This is a genomic window from Paracoccus endophyticus, from assembly GCF_003286075.1.
In the GTDB taxonomy this organism is placed as follows: Bacteria; Pseudomonadota; Alphaproteobacteria; order Rhodobacterales; family Rhodobacteraceae; genus Paracoccus; species Paracoccus endophyticus.
Genome location: NZ_QLUV01000001.1, coordinates 600,177 through 621,951, shown reverse-complemented (window position 1 = coordinate 621,951; position 21,775 = coordinate 600,177). Strand labels below are relative to the sequence as shown.

The following is a 21,775-nucleotide window of genomic DNA, read 5'->3' as shown; positions in this document are numbered from 1 at the left end:
ACCCTTCCGAGCAGCGTCAACAGCGAAAGGAGGTGGTCCAGTGTCGAGAGTGATGTTGGAGAACGGAGTCGGGACAGCCGGGGGGTCCGCCGCCTGAGGGCATCCCCTGAGGCACAGAACCTGTGGCTGGGACCGGATGCATTCCATCCCTAACCGGACCATCTCCCATGATCTCGCGGGCCGTCCCTTGGGGCGGCCCGTCCGTGTTTCCGGGCGGCGAAGGCCGGCGCCCGTGACCTGCGCGGGCTTGCGCGGCACGCCCGCCCGTCGCATCGCTGTCACGCCGGCCCTGCAAGACGCACGCGACCGCACGACCCTTGCAGGCCCCCCATGACGCCGCGCTGTTCCATCGTCATCCCCTGCCGGAACGAGGCCGGCGCCATTGCCCCGCTGCTGGAGGGCGTCGCCGCGGCCATGGCCCCGCTGGCCCCGTTCGAGGTGATCGTGGTCGATGACGGGTCCGAGGACGACACCGCGCGGATCGTCCTGGACATGGCGGCGGCCCGGCCGTGGCTGCGGCTGCTGTGCCATCCCCGCACGGGCGGGCAGTCGGCGGCCATCCACAACGGCGTGCTTGCGGCCCGCGCCCCCCTGATTGCGACGATGGACGGCGACGGCCAGAACCCCCCGGAGGAACTGCCGCGGCTGCTGGCGCCGCTGCTCGACCCGGGGCCGGGGGGACCGCCCGACCTGGGGCTGGTCGCCGGGCAGCGCGTCGGGCGCAAGGACCCGGCGTCGCGGCGGGTGGCGTCGGTGCTGGCCAACCGCCTGCGCGCGGCCGTGCTGGGGGACACGACGCGCGACACGGGCTGCGGGCTCAAGGCCTTTCGGCGGGATGCCTATCTGGCGCTGCCGTTCTTCAACCACCAGCACCGCTATCTGCCGGCGCTGTTTGCGCGCGACGGCTGGGGGGTGGCGCTGATCGACGTGTCCCACCGGGCGCGGCGCGCGGGGCGGTCGAACTATTCCAACTGGCAGCGCGGGCTTGTGGGCGTGGCCGATCTGGCCGGGGTGGCCTGGCTGATACGGCGGCGCAAGACCGTGCGCGCCGTCGAGCGGAAGGCGGAGCCATGACCGAACTGCTGCATTTCTTCAACGTCCATACCACGGCCGAACTGCTGTGGGTCCTGTTCGGCTTTTTCGCCCAGGCGCTGTTCATGATGCGGTTCCTGATCCAGTGGATCGCCTCGGAACGGGCCAGGCGGTCGGTGGTGCCGGTGGCGTTCTGGTATTTCTCGCTGGCGGGCGGGGTGACGCTGCTGGCCTATGCCGTCCACCGCCGGGACCCGGTGTTCATGGCGGGGCAGGCGCTGGGGACCATCATCTATGCGCGCAACCTGTGGCTGATCCATGCCGAACGTCACCCCGGCGATGGCTGAGCGGGCGACGGCCGCGCCGCGGGCGCTGGCCGTCATCCTGGCGCTGACCGCCTGGCGGCTGGCCTGGCTGCCCGCGTCGGACCTGGAACTCTATGTGGACGAGGCGCAGTACTGGCTGTGGGGGCGCGAGCTTGCGGCGGGGGCCTGGTCCAAGCCGCCGCTGGTCGGCTGGCTGATCCGGGCGGCGAACGAGATCGCAGGCTCGGACGCGGCCTGGGTGGCCCGCCTGCCCTGGCCGCTGGTCCACGGCGCGGCGGCGGTCGCGGTCATGGGCGTGGGGCGGGTGCTGGCGGGGGACGCGGTGGGGGCGTTGGCGGGGGTGGTCTATGCCACCCTGCCCGCCGTCTCGGTGGGCAGCATTCTGATCTCCACCGACAGCCCGCAGCTGCTGGCGCTGGCGCTGGTCCTGCTGGCGTGGCTGCGCGCGCCGGGTCCGTGGGGCGCGGCGCTGGCCGGGGCGGCGCTGGCGGCGGGGATGTGGTCGAAATACGCGATGCTGTTCGCCCTGCCGGGGCTTGCGGTGGCCGCGTGGATCGACCCGCGCTGGCGTCGCCCGTGGGGCCAGGCGGGCATCGCGGCCGCGGTCGCCCTGGTGCTGTTTGCGCCCAATATCCGGTGGAACCTGACCCATGACCTCGCCACCGTCCGGCACACGGTGCAGAACGCCGACTGGCAGGGCGGTCTGGACCTGGGCCGCGCGGGTCTGTTTCTGGCCGAACAGTTCGCCGTCGCCGGCCCCTTGGGCTTTGCCGCGCTGCTGGTCGCGCTGGCCCGGCGCTGGCCGACGGGGCTGCGCGGCCTTGTCGCGCTGACGGCTGCGCCGCTGGCGATCGTGGCCGCACAGGCGGCGCAATCGGGCGCGAATGCGAACTGGGCGGTCGGGGCCTATGTGCCGGGCGCGGTCCTGGTCGCGGCGCTGCTGGCGCCCCGCCCCCGGCTGGCCATGCTGGCGGTGGCGCTGAACGGCGGGCTCGCGCTGGCGCTGCCGGTGATCGGGACCCGCGCGCAGGACTGGCAGCGCGACGGCGCGCCCGTGCTGGCGCGCTATGTCGGCAACGCGGCGGTGGCCGACGCCGTGCTGGACCGCGCCGCGCAGCAGGGCGCGGGCCTGATCGTCGCCAGCGACCGCGCCCTGCTGGCGCAGCTTGTCCTGCGCGCCACGACCACCGGCGGGCCGGCGGTCGTCCGCACCGTCCCCGCCCCCTGGGGACCCGAGCCGAGCCATTACGACCTGATCTATCCCCTGCGGGACGAGCCCGGTCCCGCGCTGTGGGCGGGGGACGTGGCGCATCCGCCCGCCTGCGCGGACCCGGTCCTTGCGCTGCCGCCCGGCCGGGGCGAGCTGGGCGGGCGGGCGCTGGCGACCGCCGCTGTCGCGCCAGACTGCCTGGACCGGTTGCGTCGCTAGGCGGGGCGTCCGGCAGACCCGCCCCCGCCGTCACGAAAAACCCCGGCCGCCCAGGGGGCGGCCGGGGCGGATGCCCGTGCAAGGGGGCGGCGTCAGATCCGCTCGATGGCCAGCGCGATGCCCTGGCCGCCGCCGATGCACATGGTGATCAGCGCGGACTTGCCGCCCGTGCGCTCAAGCTCGTACATCGCCTTGATGGTCAGGATCGTGCCGGTCGCGCCGATCGGGTGGCCCAGCGCGATGGCGCCGCCGTTCGGGTTCACCTTGTCCGCGTCCAGCCCCAGGCCCTTGTTCACGGCCAGCGCCTGCGCCGCGAACGCCTCGTTGCTTTCGATCACGTCGAAGTCGTCCGTGGTCTTGCCGATCTTCTCCATCAGCTTCTCGACCGCCGGAATCGGGCCGATGCCCATGACCTCGGGGCGCACGCCCGCATGGGCATAGCCCAGCAGCCGGAACTTGGGCGTCAGGCCCGCCCGCGCGGCCGCGTCGGCGCGCGCCAGCACGATGGCCGCGGCGCCGTCGTTGATCCCGCTGGCGTTGCCGGCGGTCACGGTGCCGTCCTTCTTGAACACCGTGCGCAGCCCCGCCAGCGCCTCGGGCGTGGTGGACTTGGGATGCTCGTCGGTGTCGAAGTCGACCGTGCCCTTGCGGGTCTTGACCGGAACCGGAACGATCTGCTCCTTGAAGCGGCCTTCCTGGATGGCGCGGGCGGCGCGGGTCTGGCTTTCCAGCGCGAACGCATCCTGCTGGTCGCGCGACACCTGATGCTCGGCCGCGACGTTTTCGGCGGTGACGCCCATGTGGCCGGTGCCCATCGGGTCGGTCAGCGCGCCGACCATCATGTCCAGCACCTGCTGGTCGCCCATCTTGGCGCCGTGGCGCATCGAGGGGACGATGTAGGGGCCGCGGCTCATGCTTTCGGCCCCGCCCGCCAGACCGAAGTCGGCATCGCCCAGCATCAGCGACTGCGCGACCGAGGCGATCGACTGCGCCCCCGACCCGCACAGGCGGTTGACGTTCATCGCGGGCGTGGTTTCGGGCACGCCGGCGTTCAGCATGGCCACGCGGCCCAGGTACATGTCGCGCGGCTCGGTGTTGATGACATGGCCAAAGGCCACCACCCCGATCTGCTCGGGCGAGACGCCGGCGCGCTCCATCGCGGCCTTGGCCACCGTGGTTGCCAGATCGATGGGCGGGATTCCCGCCAGACTGCCTCCGAACGCGCCGATCGCGGTCCGCGCGCCGCCCAGGATGACGATGTCGTTGTCTGCCATGGAAAGAGTCCCCCAAGATGAATGTCCCTGCCGGGGACCTTAGCGGCCCGGGGCGTGCAGGCAAGGGCCTGCGACCCGCGCCGGACGCGGGACCGCCGATGCGGCCGGCGCCGCGACGGGACGGGCGCGCGACAATTTCCTCATTTCCCCGTCTGCGGTTTCCCCCTAGGATCGTGCGAAAAATCACAAGACCCTGGGGCAGTCTGGCATGAACACCTATCTGAAACTGGCGATCGTGATGCTGGTGGCGTCCTGCGGGGGCGGCGGCGGCAGCTTCAAGGCGCCGCGGCAACTGGACAACGCCTGCGCCATCGTGGCCGAGCGCCCCGCCTATCTGCGCGCGATGCGCGACAGCCAGCGGCGCTGGGGCGTGCCGGTGGCGGTCCAGATGGCGGCGATTCACCAGGAATCAAAGTTCGTGGGCGACGCCCGCACGCCGCATCAGTACGCGCTGGGCATCATTCCGATCGGGCGGCAAAGCTCGGCCTTCGGCTATTCCCAGGCGCTGGACGGCACGTGGGAGGAGTATCTGCGCGACACCGGCAAGCGCCGCGCCCGGCGCGACGACATCCGCGACGCCACCGACTTCATGGGCTGGTACATGAACGGCACGACCCGGCGGCTGGGCATCGCGCCGCACGACGCGGGGTCGCAGTACCTGGCCTATCACGAGGGGCGCAGCGGATTCGCCGACGGCAGCCACCTGTCCAAGCCCTGGCTGCTGGGCGTCGCGGGCCAGGTGCAGTCGCGCGCCGCCATGTATGACGCACAACTGCGGTCCTGCGGACGCGCCTGAGGCCGCAGGCGCGGTCCGCCGGACATCGCCCTGCCAAGCCGGCCGCGGCCGCCGGGCCGGCGCGGTCAGTTCCGCCGCTCGGCCTCGGCGGCGATGGAAAAGCGCGACGGCGGGATCGACACGCCCTTTTTCATCTGGCCCAGGATGACCGTCGTGCGCTTGCCGGTGTCGTCGGTCACGACCCACTGGCGCAGCTCGGTCGGGTTGGCGGTGAACACCATCTGGATGTTGCCGTATTCCGGGTGCGCGGGGTCCTGCGCCTTGACGACGGTGGTGTTCTTCTTCTCGGTGTGCGCCGTGACCATGCGGGCGCGGCCCAGGTTGATGTTGTCGTCCAGGATGATCGACAGCGGCGTCTTGGACAGCGGGTACTGCTGCGCGCCGGTGTTCGATTTCTTGTCGAACACGGCGACCTGCCCGCCCGACGCCAGCACCAGCGTCTGGTCGCCCCTGTATTCGAACCGCACCCGGCCGGGGCGCTGGATATAGACGGTGCCGGGCGTGACCGAGCTGTTGGGGTTCACCTGCGTGAACTCGGCCACCACGGTCTTGAGGCTGTTGAGATAGCGGGAGATCTCGTTGAGGGGGATCTTCTCGGCCGCCGCCGGCAAGGCGAGGACGAGGGCGAAGGCGGGCGCAAGCGCGAGAGAGCGAAGGATCATGGGCCGGATCATACGGGCTTTCCAAAGGGTTGCACGTCACGAAACCGGGACGGCCGGGGCCGCAACGCTCGCGCGCGGGTGAACGTTCCGCGCTACAGCGGCCGGCCGGCCAGCAGGCGCGGCATCGGGTCGATGGACAGCCCCGCCGCCTGCCGCATGAAGGCCCGGCGCAGCGGCCCGGTCGCCGTCACCGCCCCCATGCCCAGGCCCCGCGCCGTCCGCAGCAGGATGTTGTCGTTCGAAAACAGCCGGTTCACGCTGTCCATCCCCAGGCCCAGCGCGGTCGAATCGAACCGCCGCCAGACCTGATAGCGGGCCAGCACGTCCGGCGCGCCGATGTCCTCGCCCCGCCGCGCGGCATCGACCAGCACCTCGGCCAGCGCCGCCACGTCCCGCAGGCCCAGGTTCAGCCCCTGCCCGGCGATGGGATGGACGCCGTGCGCGGCATCGCCCACCAGCGCGATGCGCGGCGCGACATGGGCGTCCGCCAGGCTGAGGCTGAGCGGATAGGAAAACCGCGGCCCTGCCAGCGTGATCTCGCCCAGGAAATCGCCGAACCGGGGGCGCAGCAGGTCCAGGAAGCGGGCGTCGTCCAGCGCCGCGATCGCCTGCGCGCCGGCATCGGGTTCCGACCACACGATGGAACTGCGGTTGCCCGGCAGCGGCAGGATCGCCAGCGGGCCGGTGGGCATGAAATACTGCCACGCGGTGCCGTTGTGCGGGCGCTCGTGATCGACCGCGGCGACCAGCGCCGTCTGCCCATAGCCCCAGCCGCGCCGGGTGATGCCCGCGCGCGCCGCGACCCCCGACCCGCGCCCGTCCGCGCCCACCAGCAGCCGCGCCGTCAGCGTCCGCCCGTCCGACAGGGTGACGGCGACATGGCCCGGCCGCCCGTCCTGCGCCACGACCTGCGTCGCGGGCACATGAGTCACGCGCCCCGCCATCGCCTGCATCAGCGCGGAATAAAGATGGCGGTCCTCGACCATGTGGCCGACGGCGCCCTCCTCGATCTCGGCGCTGTCGAAGACTAGGCGGAACGGGTCGGCGCCCTCGCCCGGATGGCCCTGCGCGGCCTCGACTCGCAGGATCGGCTGGGATCGCGGCGCAAGCCCGTCCCACAGGCCCAGCGCCCCCAGCAGGCGGCGCGAGGCCAGCGCCAGCGCATAGGCGCGCCCGTCGAAGTCGTCGGCGGCGCGGGCGCGGGCGGGACGCGCGTCGATGACGGCGACGGAAAACCCGGCGCCGGCCAGCGCCAGCGCCAGCGCCGGGCCGTTCAGCCCGCCGCCCGCGATCAGGATGTCATGGTTCGGTGTCATGGCCGCAGACTAGGACGACCCGGCGACAGGGTCCATGCGGCATCGCCGCGTCCAATCGGCGGCGCGGCGGCACGCCCGGGCGCGGCGGGCCGACCCGGACGAGTGCTGCGCCGCAAGCGCACCCTGCGGGTGGGGCGTGCGCCGCACGCGTCCGCGGTCCTCGTCGGGACGGGCCGCCCTCCCACGGGCCGCCGTCCCACGGGCCGCCCCTTTCCGCCACCCCCCCGGGCCTCGGCCTGTCCCACGCCGCCATTGCCGCGCAAGCCGCGGGGGTCTAGCCTTTGCGCCGGCAAGCCAGGGGGTGCGGATGGAGTGGCGGACGACATCGGCGACCGACCAGGGCCGGGCGATCCTGGCCGGGCTGGTCAGCCCCGTGGATCTGGCGGACGCCTATCTGGACGCCATCGCCCGCCACCCGGACGGGGCCCGCATCTATGCCCGGCTGACCCCCGACCGCGCGCGCAGCGAGGCGATCGCCGCGCATGACCGCGCCCGCGCGGGGCTGCGCCGCGGCCTGCTGGACGGCGTGGCGCTGAGTTGGAAAGACAATTTCGACAGCGCCCTGGTCGCGACCGAGGCCGGGTCGCTGCTGCTCGAGGGGCGCACGCCCCCCACCGACGCGGGCCTGCTGGCCACCGCCTGCCTGCAGGGAACCGTCTGCCTGGGCAAGACCCACATGACGGAACTGGCGTTTTCCGGGCTGGGGCTGAACCCGCCGGTCGCCACCGTGCCCAATGCGCTCGACCCTGCGCTGGTCGCCGGCGGCTCGTCGGGGGGGGCGGCGGTCTCGGTCGCGCTGGGGCTGGCGGCGGCGGCCATGGGGACCGACACCGGCGGCTCGGTCCGGGTGCCGGCGGCGTGGAACGGGATCGTCGGCTTCAAGCCGACGCATGGCGCGCTGGACATGACGGGCGTGCTGCCGCTGTGCCGCCGCTTCGACGCGGCCGGCCCGCTGGCCCGCACGGTCGAGGACTGCGCCGAGATCGTGGCCCTGCTGCGCGGCGAGGCCGCGCCCGACCTGCGCGGCGCGGACGCGCGCGGCCTGCGCCTGATGGTGCTGGACGGCGCCCCCTTCGACCAGGCGCGCGACGCCCCCGTCGCCGCGTTCGAGGAGGCCGTGGCCGCCCTGGCCGCCGCGGGCGCCCGCATCACCCATGCCGCGCCCGACTGCGTGGCCCGTGCGCTGGCGCTGTCGCCCACGCTGTTCGCCCCCGAGGCCTATGGCATCTGGCGCGACCAGATCGAGGCCGCGCCCGAGCTGATGTTCCCGCCGATGCTGGACCGCTTCCGGGGCGGCCAGACGGTCGGTGCGGCGGATTACGTCGCGGGCTGGGAAACGCTGGCGCGGCTGCGCGCGGACTGGGCGGCGGCGGTCGCCCCCTTTGACGCGGTGATCCTGCCCACGGTCGCGATCATGCCCCCGGATGCCGCGCGGCTGGAACGCGACGCGGCGTTTTTCGCGGCCGAGAACCTGCTGGCCCTGCGCAACACCCGAATCGCCAATCTGCTGGGCCTGCCTGCGATCACCCTGCCGACACGGCGCCCGGCCTGCGGGGTCATGCTGATGGGCCGCGCGGGCGCCGACCGGGCGTTGCTGCGGACCGCCGCAGGGGCCGAATCCGCCCTGCGGGACTGACCGTCCGCAGCCCGCCGCGGCCCGGCTTTGGCTGGACGCACGGCGGCTTTGCCGATAGTCTGACGGCAAACGGGGCGACACGACTCCGTCAAGCGAGGCAGAGTCATGGCATCCCCCGAGCGGTTCTCGAACCTGCCGGCCTATGCGTTTCCGCGTCTGCGGCGGCTTCTGGCCGACGTGACGCCCGGCCCGGACCCGGTGGTGATGACCATCGGAGAGCCGCGCCACGACCTGCCCGACTTCGTGGCGCCGACCCTGGCCCGCAGCGTGGGTGAACTGGCCAAGTACCCCCCGAACGAGGGCACGCCCGCGCTGCTGGCCGCGATCTCGGGCTGGATCGGGCAGCGCCACGGGATCGAGGTCGGGGCCGACCGCATCACGGTCCTGAACGGCACGCGCGAGGGGCTGTTCAACGCGGCGCTGGCGCTGTGCCCCGAACGCAAGAACGGCGCGCGGGCCAAGGTGCTGGTGCCCAACCCCTTCTATCAGGTCTATGCCGTCGCCGCCGCCGCCGTGGGGGCCGAGCCGGTCTTCGTGCCGGCCACCGCCGCGACCGGCCACCTGCCCGATTTCGCGGGCCTGGACGCGGCCACGCTGGACGGCACGGCGATCTGCTATCTGTGCTCGCCCGCCAACCCGCAGGGTGCGGTCGCGGACCGCGACTATCTGGAAGCTCTGGTGACGCTGGCCGACCGGCATGATTTCCTGATCTTTGCCGACGAATGCTATTCCGAGATCTGGCGCGACGCGCCCCCGCCCGGCGCGCTGGCCGTGGCGCAGGCGCTGGGACTGGCCGATCGGGTGATGATGTTCAACTCGCTGTCCAAGCGGTCGAACCTGCCGGGGCTGCGGTCGGGCTTTGCCGCCGGGTCCGCCGACGCCATCGCGCGGTTCCGGGTGCTGCGGTCCTATGCCGGCGCGCCCGTGCCGCTGCCCCACCAGCGCGTCAGCGAGATTGCCTGGGCGGACGAGGATCACGTCGCCGCCAACCGCGCGCTGTATCAGGACAAGTACGCCATCGCCGACCGGGTGCTGGGCACCATCCCCGGCTATCTGCCGCCGCAGGGCGGGTTCTTCCTGTGGCTGCCCGTCGAGGACGGAGAGGCCGCGGCGCGCCGCCTGTGGGCCGAGGCGGGCGTGCAGGTGCTGCCCGGCGCCTATCTCGCGCGCGACGTGGACGGGGCCAACCCCGGCGCGGGCTATGTCCGCGTGGCGCTGGTCGGCCCTGCCGCCGAGACCGAGGACGCGCTGGCCCGCCTGCGCGACTGTCTGTACCAAGAGGGAAGCTGAGGCATGGCAAGCTGGCAGGCGAAACACCGCGACCCGCTGTTCGACCAGACCACGCAGGCGGCGCTGGAGCGTCGCGTCAAGGAACTGGTGGGCGCGGGGCTGGTCGTCGCGGGCATCCTGGTCGCGATGATGCTGTTCAGCTATTCCCCCGACGACCCCGGCGTCGGAACCGCCACGGACCAGCCCGCGCAGAACCTGCTGGGCCGGGTGGGCGCCTATGCCGCCTCGGCGCTGTTCATGATCACCGGCTATGGCAGCTGGATGCTGGCGGTGGCCGCCGTCGCCTGGGGGCTGCGCCTGATGGTGCACAGGGGCGAGGACCGGCTGATCCGCGGCGTCTTCACGCCGCTGGCGATGGTGCTGGTGTCGATTTACGCGACCTCGATGGTGCCGCCGCCGGGCTGGACGCAAAGCTTCGGGCTGGGCGGGCACCTGGGCGACATGCTGATGGGCGCGATGCTGGGGCTGATGCCCCTGCCCGCCGCCGTCGGGCTGAAGATCCTGGCGCTGCTGTCGGCGGTCGCCTCGGTCGCGTTCGGGGGTTTCGTGCTGGGCGTGGACCGGGCCGAGGCGATGGGGATCGGGCGGTTCCTGGCCACGGGCCTGGCCACCGCCTATGACCTTGTGATGACGGCCGCAGGCTGGGGGGGCCGCGCATCGGTCGCCGCCGCGCGCGAGCTGCGCCGCCGCGCCGAGGCCCATCGCACCCGCGCCGCGGGCGAGGGCGAGACCGAGGCCACCGAGGCCCCGGAGGCGCCCCCCGCCCGGCTGCTGGCGCGGCTGCGCCGCCCGTCGGGGCAGGCGGTGCCCGAATCCGAGCTGGTGGAGCCGGAGCCGCATTATGACGACAGCCCCGGCCCAGATGCTGCGGCGATCCAGGCCCGCATCGCCGACGCGATCCGCCATCGCGCGGAACAGCCCGCCGGGGACCCGGCCGCGCGGTCGGTGCTGTCGGCGGTCACGGCGCGGCTGACCGGGCGCGCCCCCGCGCCGCCAGAGCCCGCCGCCCCCACCGACGCCGAGGCCGGCCGCGTGACGATGCCGCCGATGCGCCGGCCCGCGCCCCCGCAGCAACCCCGCGCCGAGGCGCAGCCCGGCGCAGCCTTCGAGGACGCCGCGCCTGGTGACTATGAAGGTCCCCCCCTGACACTGCTGACCGCGCCCGGCACCGTCGAGCGCCACGCCCTGAGCCCGGAGGCGCTGAACGAGAACGCCCGCCTGCTCGAGGCCGTGCTGGACGACTATGGCGTCAAGGGACAGATCACCGCCGTCCACCCCGGTCCGGTCGTCACGCTGTACGAACTGGAACCCGCGCCCGGGCTGAAGGCCAGCCGCGTGATCGGCCTGTCCGACGACATCGCGCGGTCGATGTCGGCGCTGTCGGCGCGCGTGTCCACCGTTCCGGGCCGCACCGTCATCGGGATCGAGCTGCCCAACCAGCGCCGCGAAAAGGTCGTGCTGCGCGAGATCCTCGCCTCGCACGCCTTCGCCGACACGGCCATGCCGCTGCCGCTGGCGCTGGGCAAGGACATCGGGGGCGAGCCGGTTGTGGCGAACCTGGCCAAGATGCCCCACCTGCTGATCGCGGGCACCACCGGGTCAGGCAAGTCGGTGGCGATCAACACCATGATCCTGTCGCTGCTCTACAAGCTGACGCCGCAGGAATGCCGCCTCATCATGATCGACCCCAAGATGCTGGAACTGTCGGTCTATGACGGCATCCCGCATCTGCTGTCCCCGGTCGTCACCGACCCCAAGAAGGCCGTCGTCGCGCTGAAATGGGTCGTGTCCGAGATGGAGGAACGCTATCGCAAGATGTCCAAGATGGGCGTGCGCAACATCGAGGGCTACAACGGCCGCGTCCGCGAGGCGCTGGACCGCGGCGAGATGTTCCGCCGCACCATGCAGACCGGCTTTGACGAGGACACCGGCGAGCCCGTCTTCGAGACCGAGGAGTTCCAGCCCGAGGCCTTCCCCTATATCGTCGTCATCGTGGACGAGATGGCCGACCTGATGATGGTCGCGGGGAAAGAGATCGAGGCCTGCATCCAGCGCCTGGCGCAGATGGCGCGGGCGTCGGGCATCCACATCGTCATGGCGACGCAGCGCCCGTCGGTCGATGTGATCACCGGCACGATCAAGGCGAACTTCCCGACCCGGATCAGCTTTCAGGTGACAAGCAAGATCGACAGCCGCACCATCCTGGGCGAACAGGGGGCCGAGCAATTGCTGGGCATGGGCGACATGCTGTATATGGCCGGGGGCTCGCGCATCACCCGCGTCCACGGGCCGTTCGTCAGCGACGAGGAGGTCGAGGAGGTGGTGAACCACCTCAAGTCCTTCGGGCCGCCCCGCTACATGAGCGGCGTCGTGGAATCGCCCGACGAGGAGCGCGAGGCCGAGATCGACGCGATCCTGGCCACCGACGGGTCCGACGACGTGCTGTACGACCAGGCAGTCGCCATCGTCGCCAAGGACCGCAAGTGTTCCACCAGCTACATCCAGCGCAAGCTGGCCATCGGCTACAACAAGGCCGCGCGCCTGGTCGAGCAGATGGAGGAGCAGGGCGTCGTCAGCGCCGCCAACCACGTCGGCAAGCGCGAGGTCCTGGTCCCCGAGGTGTGACGGCCTGTCTGCGGGCCTGCCGGCCCCGTCGGGCGCGACCGGGCCCGCGTGACGCCGAGCCGCTGCGCGCGGGCTGGGACCAGCGAGGCTGGGGCCGGCGCGTCAGCCCGTCAGCAGGCGGGGACAGCTGCGCGCGAGCCGGGCGCCCAGCCCTGTGGCGGCGGTCCGGCCCGCACCCGACCCTTTCCCTGCCGCGGAATCTTGCGGCCTGCGGGCCGGGCCCGTGAACGATCGCTGCGCCAGTGCGTTGTCGCAGGGGCATCGCTGCCCGCGAAACCTTGCCACACGAGGATCAGCCATATGTTCATGCGCGTCGACCAGCTCCAGACCGAGCTTCCGCCCCCCAAGAAGGCCGACCCCAACGCTGCCGCCGCCCTTCAGGAGCTTCTGGGCGGCAAGTACGGCGAGATGTCCACGCTGGGCAACTACATGTTCCAGAGCTTCAACTTCCGCTCGAAGTCCAAGCTCAAGCCCTTCTACAACCTGGTGGCCGCGATCACCGCCGAAGAGCTGGGCCACGTCGAGCTGGTGTCCCACGGCATCGCGATGCTGGCCAACGGTCCCGACAAGCCGGGCGCGGACGAGCGCAACGGCGGCGACATCTCGAACGCGCCCTTTGCCGACATGAAGGACATCCGCTCGGCCGCGTCGTTCTTTTCCCACGCGGGCGGCGCGGTGCCGGTGAACTCGAACTCGATGTCGTGGAACGTCGACATGGTCACCACGACCGGCAACGTGGTGTTCGACCTGCTGCACAACTTTCACCTGGAATGCGGGGCGCGCCTGCACAAGCTGCGGGTCTATGAATCGCTGACCCACGACAACACGACCGGGCGCGAGGTCTGCGGCTATCTGCTGGTCCGCGGCTCGGTGCACGCCCACGCCTATGCGCTGGCGCTCAAGAAGCTGACCGGCATCGCTATCGAGCAGATGCTGCCCACGCCCAACATCCCGCTGGACAAGATCCCCGAGTGCCAGAAGTACCTGGTCGAAGGCTCGCACCGGCGGCTCTATACGTTCTCGACCGGCGACTATCAGGCGATGCGCGGCATCTGGGAGGGCGAGCAGGCGCTTCCCGGCGACCCGCCCGGAGAGCTGATCGTGGTCGAGGGGATGCCGGACGGCGGCAAGATCCACGACCTGACCGGCCAGCCCTCGGCCTTCACCCCGGACTATGCGCCCGAGGAGATGTACGAGATCGCGCAGCGGCTGACCAAGGCGGCCGCGCAGGGCGCAGGCTCGCTCTGATCCCCGACCCCGGCTGATGGGCGCCGAACGGATCGGCCCGTCTCTCGACACGAGAGGCAGGCCGTTTCCGGTCCGCGTGGTCGGGCGGTGGCATCCCCGCGGCGGGCTGCGGGACGCCTTGCCCGCCCCCCCTTGGGCTGCCCCGCGTTCAGTCGCCGTAATAGGCGCGGAACCACTGCACATAATCGACGACGCCCTGCCGCACGGTCGTGCGCGGCACCTGCCCGGTCAGGGCGGTCAGCAGGGTGGTGTCGGCCCAGGTCGCCGGCACGTCGCCGGGCTGCATCGGTTGCAGGTCGCGGATCGCGGTGCGCCCGGTCGCGGCCTCGATCGCGGCGATGAAGTCGCCAAGCTGCACGGGCGCGCCGTTGCCGATGTTGACCACCCGGAACGGCGCGACCGGCGACAGGCTGTCGCACGCCCCCGCCGGCACCGTGCCGGGCGCCGCGTCGATCAGCCGGGCGACCGCCGCCGACAGGTCGCCGACATGGGTGAAATCGCGCTGCATCCGCCCGTGGTTGAACACCCGGATCGGCTGGCCGTCCAGGATGGCGCGGGTGAAGAGCCAAGGCGCCATGTCGGGCCGCCCCCACGGGCCATAGACGGTAAAGAACCGCAGCATCGTCACCGGCAGGCCGAACAGATGGGCATAGGAATGGGCCATCGCCTCGGTGGATTTCTTGGTCGCGGCATAGAACGACATCTGGGTGTCGGCCTTGTCCGTCTCGCGATAGGGCATCGCCGTGTTGGCGCCGTAGACCGAGCTGGTCGAGGCCAGCAGCAGATGCGCGGGCGGATGGGCGCGTGCGGCCTCGAGCAGCTCGAACGTGCCCAGCAGGTTCGCCTGGACATAGGCGCGCGGCGTGTCGATGGAATGGCGCACGCCCGCCTGCGCGGCCAGGTGGATCACCGCGTCGGGCCGTTCCGCCGCGAACAGATCGGCCAGCAGGCCCGGCGTCTCGACCGTCCCGCGCAGGACGCGGAACTGCGGGTCCGGGGTCAGCCGCGCCTCGCGCGCGGCTTTCAGCGCCGGGTCGTAATAGTCGTTGTGGCTGTCCACGCCGACGACCCGCCAGCCCTGGTCCAGCAGCCGCCGCGACAGGTGGAATCCGATGAACCCCGCAGACCCGGTGACCACCGCCGTCCGCATCAGTCGGCGCCGAACAGGTCGCGGGTGAACACCTTGTCCGTCACGTCGGCCAGGTCGGGCGACATCCGGTTGGTGATGATCAGGTCGGCGCGGGCCTTGAACTCGGCCAGGTCGCGGACCACGGGCGAGTTGAAGAACTGGCCCTCGGTCAGCACCGGCTCGTACACGATCACCGGGATGCCCTTGGCCTTGATCCGCTTCATGATCCCCTGGATCGAGCTGTCGCGGAAATTGTCGGACCCCGCCTTCATCACCAGCCGGTGCACGCCCACGCAGGCCGGGCGACGCGCGATGATCTGCTCGGCGATCACGTCCTTGCGGGTGCGGTTGGATTCCACCACCGCCGCGATCAGGTTCTGCGGCACGTTGCCATAGTTCGCCAGCAGCTGCTTGGTGTCCTTGGGCAGGCAATAGCCGCCATAGCCAAAGCTGGGGTTGTTGTAGTTGCCGCCGATGCGCGGGTCCAGGCTGACGCCCTCGACGATCTGGCGGGCGTCCAGCCCCTTGGTCAGCGCATAGCTGTCCAGCTCGTTGAAAAAGGCGACGCGCAGCGCAAGATAGGTGTTGGAAAACAGCTTGATCGCCTCGGCCTCGGTCGAGCCGGTGAACATCACCGGCATGGTCTTGTCCTCGGCCCCCGCCACCAGCAGGTCGGCAAAGCGCCGCGCGGCCGGGGTCTGGTCGCCCACGACGATGCGCGACGGGTGCAGGTTGTCGTAAAGCGCGCGCCCCTCGCGCAGGAACTCGGGCGAGAACAGGATCGCGTCGGTCCCGTGCTCGGCCCGCATCCGCTGGGTAAAGCCGACGGGGATGGTGGATTTCACGACGATGGTGGCGTCGGGCGCGTGCCGGCGCGCCTGCGCGATCACCTGCTCGACGCTGGAGGTGTCGAAATGGTTGGTGCGCGGGTCATAGTTCGTGGGCGTGGCGATGATGACATAATCGGCCCCCGCCAGCGCCTGACCTGCATCCAGCGTGGCCGTCAGGTCCAGCGCGCGGGTGGACAGAAAGGCGCTGACCTCGGCGTCCTCGATCGGCGAGCGGCGGGCGTTCACGGCATCGACCCGCGGCCCGGCCACGTCCAGCGCCATCACCCGGTTGGCCTGCGCCAGCAGCACGGCCAGCGACAGCCCGACATACCCCAGTCCGGCAACAGCGATCTTCATCCGTGGCTCCTTCGCTTCCGTGCGCAAGGGATGGACCGGCAGACGCGCGGCGGCAAGGGGCGGGCGGCCGCGCGGCATGGACCGGCGCCGGCGCCGGGGCGGGCTTACAGCGGCGCGGCGACCAGCCCGCGGCGCGTGGCGCGCCCGGCCAGCGCGGCGGGCACGGCCAGCCGCGTGCCGGGTCCCGCGCGGGCCGCAAGCCACAGCAGGTCCGCCCGCGACAGGGCAATGCAGCCCGCCGTCGGGAACCCCGGCCGGCGCCACTGGTGCAGAAAGATCGCCGAGCCGCGCCCGGGCCGGGCATCGGGCCAGTTCCAGTCGGTGACCAGCACCAGGTCGTACAGCGGATCGGCCCGGCGCAGCCGTTCGTGGCTGGGGCGAAAGGGCGCGCGCACCGCGTGGTTATAGGCCGGATCGCCCGGCGCATCGCACCACAGATCGCCCGGCCCGATCGGTTCGGCCCAGGGCGCGGGCCGGGCCAGCCGGTCGGGCCGGTACAGCAGCCCCGCGATGCGATGGACCCCTGCCGGGGTGGCGCCGTCGCCCTCGGCCTTGGCGGCGGTCACGCCGGCGCGCCCGATGCTGCAGGGCATGATGCGGCCAAAGGCGCGCAGCCCGCCGGGGGACAGCACCATCACAGCAGATGCCCCGACTTGGCCGCCTTGACCGACAGATAGGCGTCGTTCCAGCGGTTGCGCCCCACGGCCAGCGGCACCCGCTCGACCACCTCGATGCCATGCGCCTGCATCATGGCCACCTTGCGCGGGTTGTTGGTCATCAGCCGCACCGCCGAAAACCCCATGCGGCGCAGCATCGCCGCGCCCAGGCGAAAGTCGCGCTCGTCATCCTCGAAGCCCAGGCGGTGGTTGGCCTCGACCGTGTCGAATCCCTGGTTCTGCAGGCCATAGGCGCGCATCTTGTTGGCCAACCCGATGCCGCGCCCTTCCTGGTTGAGATACAGCAGCACCCCGTCCCCCGCCTGCCCCATCGCCGCCAGCGCCGAGGCGAGCTGCGGGCCGCAATCGCATTTCAGGCTGCCCAGCACGTCGCCGGTAAAGCAGGCGGAATGCAGCCGCGCCAGCACGGGTTCGTCGCGGCGCGGGCTGCCGATCTCGACGGCGTAATGCTCGGTCCCGCCATCGGCGGGACGCAGGATGTGCAACTGCGATCGTTCCGCCGCGGCCAGCGGCAGCCGCGCGGCGGCGACGGGGGCCAGCGCCGTTTCCGCGGCCAGTTGCGCCAGCATCGGCCCCGCGGGCAGCGCGGTCAGGCCGGGCGGCGCGGACACCCCGGCCACGATCACCAGCGCCGGCAGCAGCTGCGCCGACTTGGCCAGGCCGATTGCGGCGCGGTGCGCGGCCACGTCCGCGCCCGCGTCCTCGGGGCGGTCGGTGAACAGCGGCCCCTTCATCGGGGTCATCAGGTCGCCCGAGGGGTCCGCCACCGCCCGCAGCCAGGCCACGTCGGCGTCGCCCGGCACCCGCACCCGCGCCAGGTCGCCGTCATAGGCGCGCGCCTTCAGCGTCTCGGCCCGCCGGTCGGTGATCGCCAGCACGACGCGGCCCAGCGCCCGCAGATCGGCCAGCCGCGCCGGGGTCAGCGTTTCCACGGCCGCGACCAGATGCCCGTCGATCACGACCGGCAGCCCGACGCGCAGGTCGGTGCGCGCCCGGCTGATCGTTTCGCACAGCGTCGGGACAAGGCTCATGCTCGGGGGCTCATGATCGGGGCACAGGGTCGGGGCACAGGGTCGGAACACAAGGTCAGGGCACCGGGCCGGCGCGCCGGACCGGGGCAGGCCCGCTCGTCGGAATGCAGGACCCTGAAACAGTCCGTAACATAACACCGCCCCGCGACAACTGCCCGTGAGAAACATTGCAACCTGCTGGACCGGGGCGCTTGCGCCGCCATGTCTGTCCCCTAGGAACCGCATGGAGGCTGAGATGGCTGGTCTGAAGAAGATCCTGCTTGTCGATGACGAGGACGACCTGCGCGAGGCCCTGGCCGAACAGCTTGTCGCCACCGAGGATTTCGACGTGTTCGAGGCCGGGACCGGCGCCGAGGCCGTCGAGAGGACCAAGGGCACCATCTTCGACCTGGTGGTGCTGGACGTGGGCCTGCCCGACACCGACGGGCGCGAACTGTGCAAGCGTCTGCGCAAGCAGGGCGTGAAATGCCCGGTGGTCATGCTGACCGGCCACGACACCGACGCCGACACGATCCTGGGCCTGGACAGCGGCGCCAACGATTACATCACCAAGCCGTTCAAGTTCCCCGTCCTGCTGGCCCGGCTGCGCGCGCAGCTGCGCACGCACGAACAGTCCGAGGACGCGGTCTTCCAGCTTGGCCCCTATACGTTCAGGCCGTCGATGAAGATGCTGATCGACGCCAAGGACCGCAAGATCCGGCTGACGGAAAAGGAAACCAACATCCTCAAGTTCCTGTATCGCGCCAAGGACGGCGTGGTGCCGCGCGACGTGCTGCTGCACGAGGTCTGGGGCTACAACGCGGGCGTCACGACCCACACGCTGGAGACCCACATCTATCGCCTGCGCCAGAAGATCGAGCCCGATCCGTCCAACGCCCGCCTGCTGGTGACGGAAAGCGGCGGCTATCGGCTGGTCTCCTGAAGGGCGTCGCGCGAAAGCTGTCGGGCGCGGGAACCGGCACGCCCCTGAGGTGTTCTGTCTGTGAAGCCCAGTGACCGGGGATACGGTCACATCCCCTCCTCCCTGTCCCTGGCCCCGGCTTTTGCCGGGGCTTTTTTTTCCGCCCGCCCGCCCGATGCGCCCGCCGAACAGGGCCGCTCAGCCGCGCCCGTGCGGCGCGTCCCAGTCGATCACCGGGTTGATCGGGATGATCCCGAACGGATTGATGTCGGGGTGGCTGCGGTAATAATGATGGGTGATGTGGTCCTGCCGCACGGTGTCGGCGATGCCCGGCATCTGGTACAGGTCGCGCGTCCAGCCCCACAGGTTCGGATAGTCGCGCAGCCAGGCGCGGTTGCACTTGAAATGCGTGTGATAGACCGTGTCGAACCGCACCGCGCTGGTGAACAGGCGCCAGTCCGCCTCGGTCAGCCGGTCGCCCGTCAGATAGCGGTCGCGCGACAGGCGCTCGTCCGCCCACTGCATCGTCTGGAACACGGGGCCGACCGCCGCGTCATAAGCCTTCTGCGTCGAGGCAAAGCCCGCCCGGTAGACCCCGTTGTTGAACTGCGGATAGACCCGCTCGTTCACCGCCTCGATCGCGTCGCGCAGCTCGGCCGGCCAGAACCGCACCGCGCTGCCGGTCAGCGCGTCGAAGGCGCTGTCGAACATGCGGATGATCTCGCTGGATTCGTTGGACACGATGGTCTGCTGCGCGCGGTCCCACAGGACCGGCACCGTGGTCTTGCCGGTCATGTGCGGATCGGCGCGCAGATACAGATCGCGGATATGGTCCGCGCCATACAGCGCGTCGCCGGTCGCGCCGGGAAAGTCGGTCGCAAAGGACCAGCCGTCCCGCCCCATCACCGGATGCACGACCGAGACGCCGATGTGCGGGGCCAGCCCCTTCAGTTCGCGGACGATCAGCGTGCGGTGCGCCCAGGGGCAGGCATACGAGACATACAGGTGATAGCGCCCGCTTTCCGCCGCGAATCCGCCGCGGCCGGACGGACCCGGCGCGCCGTCCGGCGTGATCCAGTGGCGGAACCCGGCGGTCTGGCGTCGATAGTCGCCCCCCGCGCCGGGGTCGGACCCGACGGGGCCATAGGTCCAGCGGCCGTCCACAAGCTGGTTCATCGGCTTTCCCTTTTGCCCGGCGCGGGCTATTGCGCGCGCCATGTTCACCGTTGCCACCTGGAACATCAACTCGGTCCGGCTGCGTTCGGCGCTGGTGCTGCGGCTGCTGACCGACGAGGCGCCCGACGTGCTGTGCCTGCAGGAATGCAAGGCCCTGGTGGACCAGATCCCCGCGCAGCTGTTCCACGACGCCGGCTATCGCTGGATGGTCGCCCGCGGCCAGCGCGGCTACAACGGCGTGGCGATCCTGTCGCGGCTGCCGATCACCGACGCGGGCGACCGCGACCACGCGGGGCTGGGCCATGCCCGCCATGTCGCGGCCCGGCTGGACAACGGCGTGACCATCCACAACGTCTATGTGCCCGCGGGCGGTGACGAGCCCGACCGCGAGGTCAACGTCAAGTTCGGCCAGAAGCTGGATTACCTGACCGACATGCGCGACGCGTTCCGCGCCGACCGGCCCGCACGCTCGATCCTGGTGGGCGACCTGAACATCGCCCCGCGCGAGGATGACGTCTGGTCGCACAAGGTCTTGCGTCGGATGGTCAGCCACACGCCCATCGAGGTGCAGCACCTGACCGACGCGCAGGAGGCGGGGGCTTGGGTGGACATCACGCGCAAGGACATTCCCACAGGCCCGCTGTTTTCCTGGTGGTCCTACCGCAACCGCGACTGGCAGGCGTCCGACCGGGGCCGCCGGCTGGACCATGTCTGGGCCACGGCCGACATTGCGGCCTCGGGCCACGCCAGCCGCATCCTGCGCCCGGTGCGGGGATGGGACCAGCCCAGCGACCACGTGCCGGTGATGGCCAGCTTTGACCTGCGGGTCTGAGCGGGGGACACGATCCGCGGCTGAGGCCGGGCCGGTGTCGGCCAGCGCGTGACCGCCCAGGTCCCTCAGCCCCCCCGCGACGATCAGCACCGGCAGCGGCGGCATCGAGACGCGGAGGCCGCGGAACACGCCCGCGCGGATGTCCGTCCCGGGCCTGCCCGCGCAGCGCGCGCCCCGCGTGAACAGGATCGGCAGCGCAGCCCGCCGCAGCGGCGGCAGCGTCGCAGGCGCCGCCCCCTTTCATCCGCCCGCCCCAGGGGCCATATTGCCCCCGACCGGAACAACCAGAGGGCCGTGCGATGTTGCTTCAGGGCGCGGGCGAGCAGCCGCAGACCGCCGATTTCATCAAGGACGTCACCGAGGCCGAGTTCATGGCCGAGGTGATCGACGCCTCGATGAAGGTGCCGGTGATCGTCGATTTCTGGGCGCCGTGGTGCGGGCCGTGCAAGACCCTTGGCCCCGCGCTGGAGGCCGAGGTGTCGCGCCACAAGGGCCGCGTCCGCATGGTCAAGGTCGATGTGGACAAGAACCAGATGATCGCCTCGCAGCTGCGGGTGCAGTCGATCCCGACCGTCTATGCGTTCTTCCAGGGCCAGCCGGTCGATGCGTTCCAGGGCGCGCTGCCCCCCAGCGAGATCCGCAAGTTCGTGGACAAGCTGATCGCGCTGGGCGGCGACGACGGCGGCCTGGGCGCCGCGCTGGAGGCGGCCGAGCAGATGCTGGCCGAGGGCGCCACCGACGACGCGGCCGAGACATTCGCCGCCATCCTGGACGAGGAAGGCGAGAACGCGCAGGCCTGGGCCGGCCTGATCCGCGCCCGGCTGGCCGGGGCCGACACCGACGCCGCCGCCGAGGCCCTGTCGCGCGTGCCCGCCGCCGTCGCCGGGTCCGCCCCGGTCGAGGCCGCCCGCGCCCAGCTGGCGCTGGCGCAGCAGGCCGCCAAGGCCGGGCCGCTGGCCGACCTGGAACGGCGCGTCGCAGCCGAGCCGGGCGATCACCAGGCGCGCATGGACTATGCCACCGCCCTGCATGCCGCGGGCCGGGTCGAGGAGGCGATCGACCAGTTGCTTGAATCGTTCCGCCGCGACCGGGACTGGAACGACGGCGCGGCCAAGACGCGGCTGATCACCATCTTCGACGCCATGAAGCCCAACGACCCCCTGGCCCAGAAGGGCCGGCGGCGGCTGTCGTCGCTGATCTTCGCCTGA

At 71.6% G+C, this 21,775-nt stretch carries 19 protein-coding genes; 11 read left to right on the top strand and 8 right to left on the bottom strand.

Features of this window, described 5'->3' with window-relative positions; all coding sequences use genetic code 11:
• Window positions 1-330: 330 nt before the first annotated feature.
• Genes DPQ23_RS02990 through DPQ23_RS02980 form a run of 3 tightly spaced genes read left to right on the top strand, consistent with a single transcriptional unit; the run spans window position 331 to window position 2,787 of the window.
• Window positions 331-1,074, top strand: coding sequence for a glycosyltransferase family 2 protein (locus DPQ23_RS02990; protein ID WP_112873151.1), 744 nt, complete (start codon window positions 331-333; stop codon window positions 1,072-1,074).
• Window positions 1,071-1,379 (top strand): lipid-A-disaccharide synthase N-terminal domain-containing protein, encoded by a 309-nt coding sequence (locus tag DPQ23_RS02985; RefSeq protein WP_112873150.1) that lies wholly within the window; start codon window positions 1,071-1,073, stop codon window positions 1,377-1,379. The genes DPQ23_RS02990 and DPQ23_RS02985 overlap by 4 nt, the downstream gene beginning before the upstream one ends.
• Window positions 1,351-2,787, top strand: a complete 1,437-nt coding sequence (locus DPQ23_RS02980) for a glycosyltransferase family 39 protein (protein WP_112873149.1) — start codon at window positions 1,351-1,353, stop codon at window positions 2,785-2,787. The genes DPQ23_RS02985 and DPQ23_RS02980 overlap by 29 nt, the downstream gene beginning before the upstream one ends.
• A 92-nt stretch (window positions 2,788-2,879) precedes the next feature.
• Here the strand turns inward: DPQ23_RS02980 and DPQ23_RS02975 are convergent, their stop codons facing one another.
• Window positions 2,880-4,061, bottom strand: a complete 1,182-nt coding sequence (locus DPQ23_RS02975) for an acetyl-CoA C-acyltransferase family protein (RefSeq protein WP_112873148.1) — start codon at window positions 4,059-4,061, stop codon at window positions 2,880-2,882.
• 208 nt (window positions 4,062-4,269) lie between these two features.
• Here DPQ23_RS02975 and DPQ23_RS02970 point away from each other — a divergent pair, with 208 nt between their 5' ends.
• Entirely contained in the window at window positions 4,270-4,857 is a 588-nt protein-coding gene (locus DPQ23_RS02970) for a transglycosylase SLT domain-containing protein (RefSeq protein WP_112873147.1), read from the top strand.
• A gap of 65 nt (window positions 4,858-4,922) precedes the next feature.
• On the opposite strand, the gene DPQ23_RS02965 is transcribed toward DPQ23_RS02970, so the two are convergent.
• Together DPQ23_RS02965 and DPQ23_RS02960 are read right to left on the bottom strand one after the other, a co-directional pair.
• Window positions 4,923-5,519: a LolA family protein gene (locus DPQ23_RS02965; RefSeq protein WP_112873331.1), complete on the bottom strand. Its 597-nt coding sequence runs from the start codon at window positions 5,517-5,519 to the stop codon at window positions 4,923-4,925.
• A 92-nt stretch (window positions 5,520-5,611) separates the two neighbouring features.
• The gene (locus DPQ23_RS02960) at window positions 5,612-6,835 is read right to left on the bottom strand and encodes an FAD-dependent monooxygenase (RefSeq protein ID WP_112873146.1); all 1,224 of its coding nucleotides are present in this window, start codon (window positions 6,833-6,835) and stop codon (window positions 5,612-5,614) included.
• Window positions 6,836-7,142: 307 nt separating this feature from the next.
• Between DPQ23_RS02960 and DPQ23_RS02955 the strand changes: the two genes are divergently transcribed.
• The 4 genes from DPQ23_RS02955 (at window position 7,143) to DPQ23_RS02940 (ending at window position 13,634) form a co-directional block, all read left to right on the top strand.
• Window positions 7,143-8,471, top strand: a complete 1,329-nt coding sequence (locus DPQ23_RS02955) for an amidase (protein ID WP_112873145.1) — start codon at window positions 7,143-7,145, stop codon at window positions 8,469-8,471.
• A 105-nt stretch (window positions 8,472-8,576) separates the two neighbouring features.
• Complete coding sequence (locus DPQ23_RS02950) at window positions 8,577-9,761, top strand: aminotransferase class I/II-fold pyridoxal phosphate-dependent enzyme (RefSeq protein ID WP_112873144.1); 1,185 nt, start codon at window positions 8,577-8,579, stop codon at window positions 9,759-9,761.
• Between the two features lie 3 nt (window positions 9,762-9,764).
• The gene (locus DPQ23_RS02945) at window positions 9,765-12,386 is read left to right on the top strand and encodes a DNA translocase FtsK (protein ID WP_112873143.1); all 2,622 of its coding nucleotides are present in this window, start codon (window positions 9,765-9,767) and stop codon (window positions 12,384-12,386) included.
• 300 nt (window positions 12,387-12,686) lie between these two features.
• On the top strand, window positions 12,687-13,634 hold the full coding sequence (locus tag DPQ23_RS02940) for a manganese catalase family protein (protein WP_112873142.1): 948 nt from the start codon (window positions 12,687-12,689) through the stop codon (window positions 13,632-13,634).
• Window positions 13,635-13,782: 148 nt separating this feature from the next.
• Here the strand turns inward: DPQ23_RS02940 and DPQ23_RS02935 are convergent, their stop codons facing one another.
• From DPQ23_RS02935 to ribA, 4 genes are all read right to left on the bottom strand, one after another.
• Window positions 13,783-14,784 carry an NAD-dependent epimerase/dehydratase family protein gene (locus tag DPQ23_RS02935; RefSeq protein ID WP_112873141.1) on the bottom strand — a complete coding sequence of 334 codons (1,002 nt, stop codon included), beginning with the start codon at window positions 14,782-14,784 and terminating at the stop codon, window positions 13,783-13,785.
• On the bottom strand, window positions 14,784-15,950 hold the full coding sequence (locus DPQ23_RS02930; RefSeq protein ID WP_112873140.1) for a nucleotide sugar dehydrogenase: 1,167 nt from the start codon (window positions 15,948-15,950) through the stop codon (window positions 14,784-14,786). Before DPQ23_RS02930 ends, DPQ23_RS02935 begins: the two co-directional genes overlap by 1 nt.
• Before the next feature lie 104 nt (window positions 15,951-16,054).
• Window positions 16,055-16,585 carry a L,D-transpeptidase family protein gene (locus tag DPQ23_RS02925; RefSeq protein WP_112873139.1) on the bottom strand — a complete coding sequence of 177 codons (531 nt, stop codon included), beginning with the start codon at window positions 16,583-16,585 and terminating at the stop codon, window positions 16,055-16,057.
• Window positions 16,585-17,658, bottom strand: a complete 1,074-nt coding sequence (gene ribA, locus DPQ23_RS02920) for a GTP cyclohydrolase II (RefSeq protein ID WP_112873138.1) — start codon at window positions 17,656-17,658, stop codon at window positions 16,585-16,587. The genes DPQ23_RS02925 and ribA overlap by 1 nt, the downstream gene beginning before the upstream one ends.
• Window positions 17,659-17,893: 235 nt before the next feature.
• On the opposite strand from ribA, the gene DPQ23_RS02915 reads away from it, so the two are divergent.
• Window positions 17,894-18,580: a response regulator transcription factor gene (locus tag DPQ23_RS02915; RefSeq protein ID WP_112873137.1), complete on the top strand. Its 687-nt coding sequence runs from the start codon at window positions 17,894-17,896 to the stop codon at window positions 18,578-18,580.
• 177 nt (window positions 18,581-18,757) lie between these two features.
• On the opposite strand, the gene DPQ23_RS02910 is transcribed toward DPQ23_RS02915, so the two are convergent.
• Window positions 18,758-19,735, bottom strand: a complete 978-nt coding sequence (locus DPQ23_RS02910) for a glutathione S-transferase family protein (protein ID WP_112873136.1) — start codon at window positions 19,733-19,735, stop codon at window positions 18,758-18,760.
• A gap of 40 nt (window positions 19,736-19,775) precedes the next feature.
• On the opposite strand from DPQ23_RS02910, the gene DPQ23_RS02905 reads away from it, so the two are divergent.
• Together DPQ23_RS02905 and DPQ23_RS02900 are read left to right on the top strand one after the other, a co-directional pair.
• Window positions 19,776-20,567, top strand: a complete 792-nt coding sequence (locus tag DPQ23_RS02905; protein WP_112873135.1) for an exodeoxyribonuclease III — start codon at window positions 19,776-19,778, stop codon at window positions 20,565-20,567.
• A 299-nt stretch (window positions 20,568-20,866) separates the two neighbouring features.
• Window positions 20,867-21,775, top strand: coding sequence for a thioredoxin family protein (locus tag DPQ23_RS02900; RefSeq protein ID WP_112873134.1), 909 nt, complete (start codon window positions 20,867-20,869; stop codon window positions 21,773-21,775).

Excerpts from the sequence above, each read along its gene's own strand:
- DPQ23_RS02990 (WP_112873151.1), top strand. The coding sequence starts at position 331 with ATGACGCCGCGCTGTTCCATCGTCATCCCCTGCCGGAACGAGGCCGGC.
- DPQ23_RS02985 (WP_112873150.1), top strand. The coding sequence starts at position 1,071 with ATGACCGAACTGCTGCATTTCTTCAACGTCCATACCACGGCCGAACTG.
- DPQ23_RS02980 (WP_112873149.1), top strand. The coding sequence starts at position 1,351 with ATGCCGAACGTCACCCCGGCGATGGCTGAGCGGGCGACGGCCGCGCCG.
- DPQ23_RS02975 (WP_112873148.1), bottom strand. The coding sequence starts at position 4,061 with ATGGCAGACAACGACATCGTCATCCTGGGCGGCGCGCGGACCGCGATC.
- DPQ23_RS02970 (WP_112873147.1), top strand. The coding sequence starts at position 4,270 with ATGAACACCTATCTGAAACTGGCGATCGTGATGCTGGTGGCGTCCTGC.
- DPQ23_RS02965 (WP_112873331.1), bottom strand. The coding sequence starts at position 5,519 with ATGATCCTTCGCTCTCTCGCGCTTGCGCCCGCCTTCGCCCTCGTCCTC.
- DPQ23_RS02960 (WP_112873146.1), bottom strand. The coding sequence starts at position 6,835 with ATGACACCGAACCATGACATCCTGATCGCGGGCGGCGGGCTGAACGGC.
- DPQ23_RS02955 (WP_112873145.1), top strand. The coding sequence starts at position 7,143 with ATGGAGTGGCGGACGACATCGGCGACCGACCAGGGCCGGGCGATCCTG.
- DPQ23_RS02950 (WP_112873144.1), top strand. The coding sequence starts at position 8,577 with ATGGCATCCCCCGAGCGGTTCTCGAACCTGCCGGCCTATGCGTTTCCG.
- DPQ23_RS02945 (WP_112873143.1), top strand. The coding sequence starts at position 9,765 with ATGGCAAGCTGGCAGGCGAAACACCGCGACCCGCTGTTCGACCAGACC.
- DPQ23_RS02940 (WP_112873142.1), top strand. The coding sequence starts at position 12,687 with ATGTTCATGCGCGTCGACCAGCTCCAGACCGAGCTTCCGCCCCCCAAG.
- DPQ23_RS02935 (WP_112873141.1), bottom strand. The coding sequence starts at position 14,784 with ATGCGGACGGCGGTGGTCACCGGGTCTGCGGGGTTCATCGGATTCCAC.
- DPQ23_RS02930 (WP_112873140.1), bottom strand. The coding sequence starts at position 15,950 with ATGAAGATCGCTGTTGCCGGACTGGGGTATGTCGGGCTGTCGCTGGCC.
- DPQ23_RS02925 (WP_112873139.1), bottom strand. The coding sequence starts at position 16,585 with ATGGTGCTGTCCCCCGGCGGGCTGCGCGCCTTTGGCCGCATCATGCCC.
- ribA (WP_112873138.1), bottom strand. The coding sequence starts at position 17,658 with ATGAGCCTTGTCCCGACGCTGTGCGAAACGATCAGCCGGGCGCGCACC.
- DPQ23_RS02915 (WP_112873137.1), top strand. The coding sequence starts at position 17,894 with ATGGCTGGTCTGAAGAAGATCCTGCTTGTCGATGACGAGGACGACCTG.
- DPQ23_RS02910 (WP_112873136.1), bottom strand. The coding sequence starts at position 19,735 with ATGAACCAGCTTGTGGACGGCCGCTGGACCTATGGCCCCGTCGGGTCC.
- DPQ23_RS02905 (WP_112873135.1), top strand. The coding sequence starts at position 19,776 with ATGTTCACCGTTGCCACCTGGAACATCAACTCGGTCCGGCTGCGTTCG.
- DPQ23_RS02900 (WP_112873134.1), top strand. The coding sequence starts at position 20,867 with ATGTTGCTTCAGGGCGCGGGCGAGCAGCCGCAGACCGCCGATTTCATC.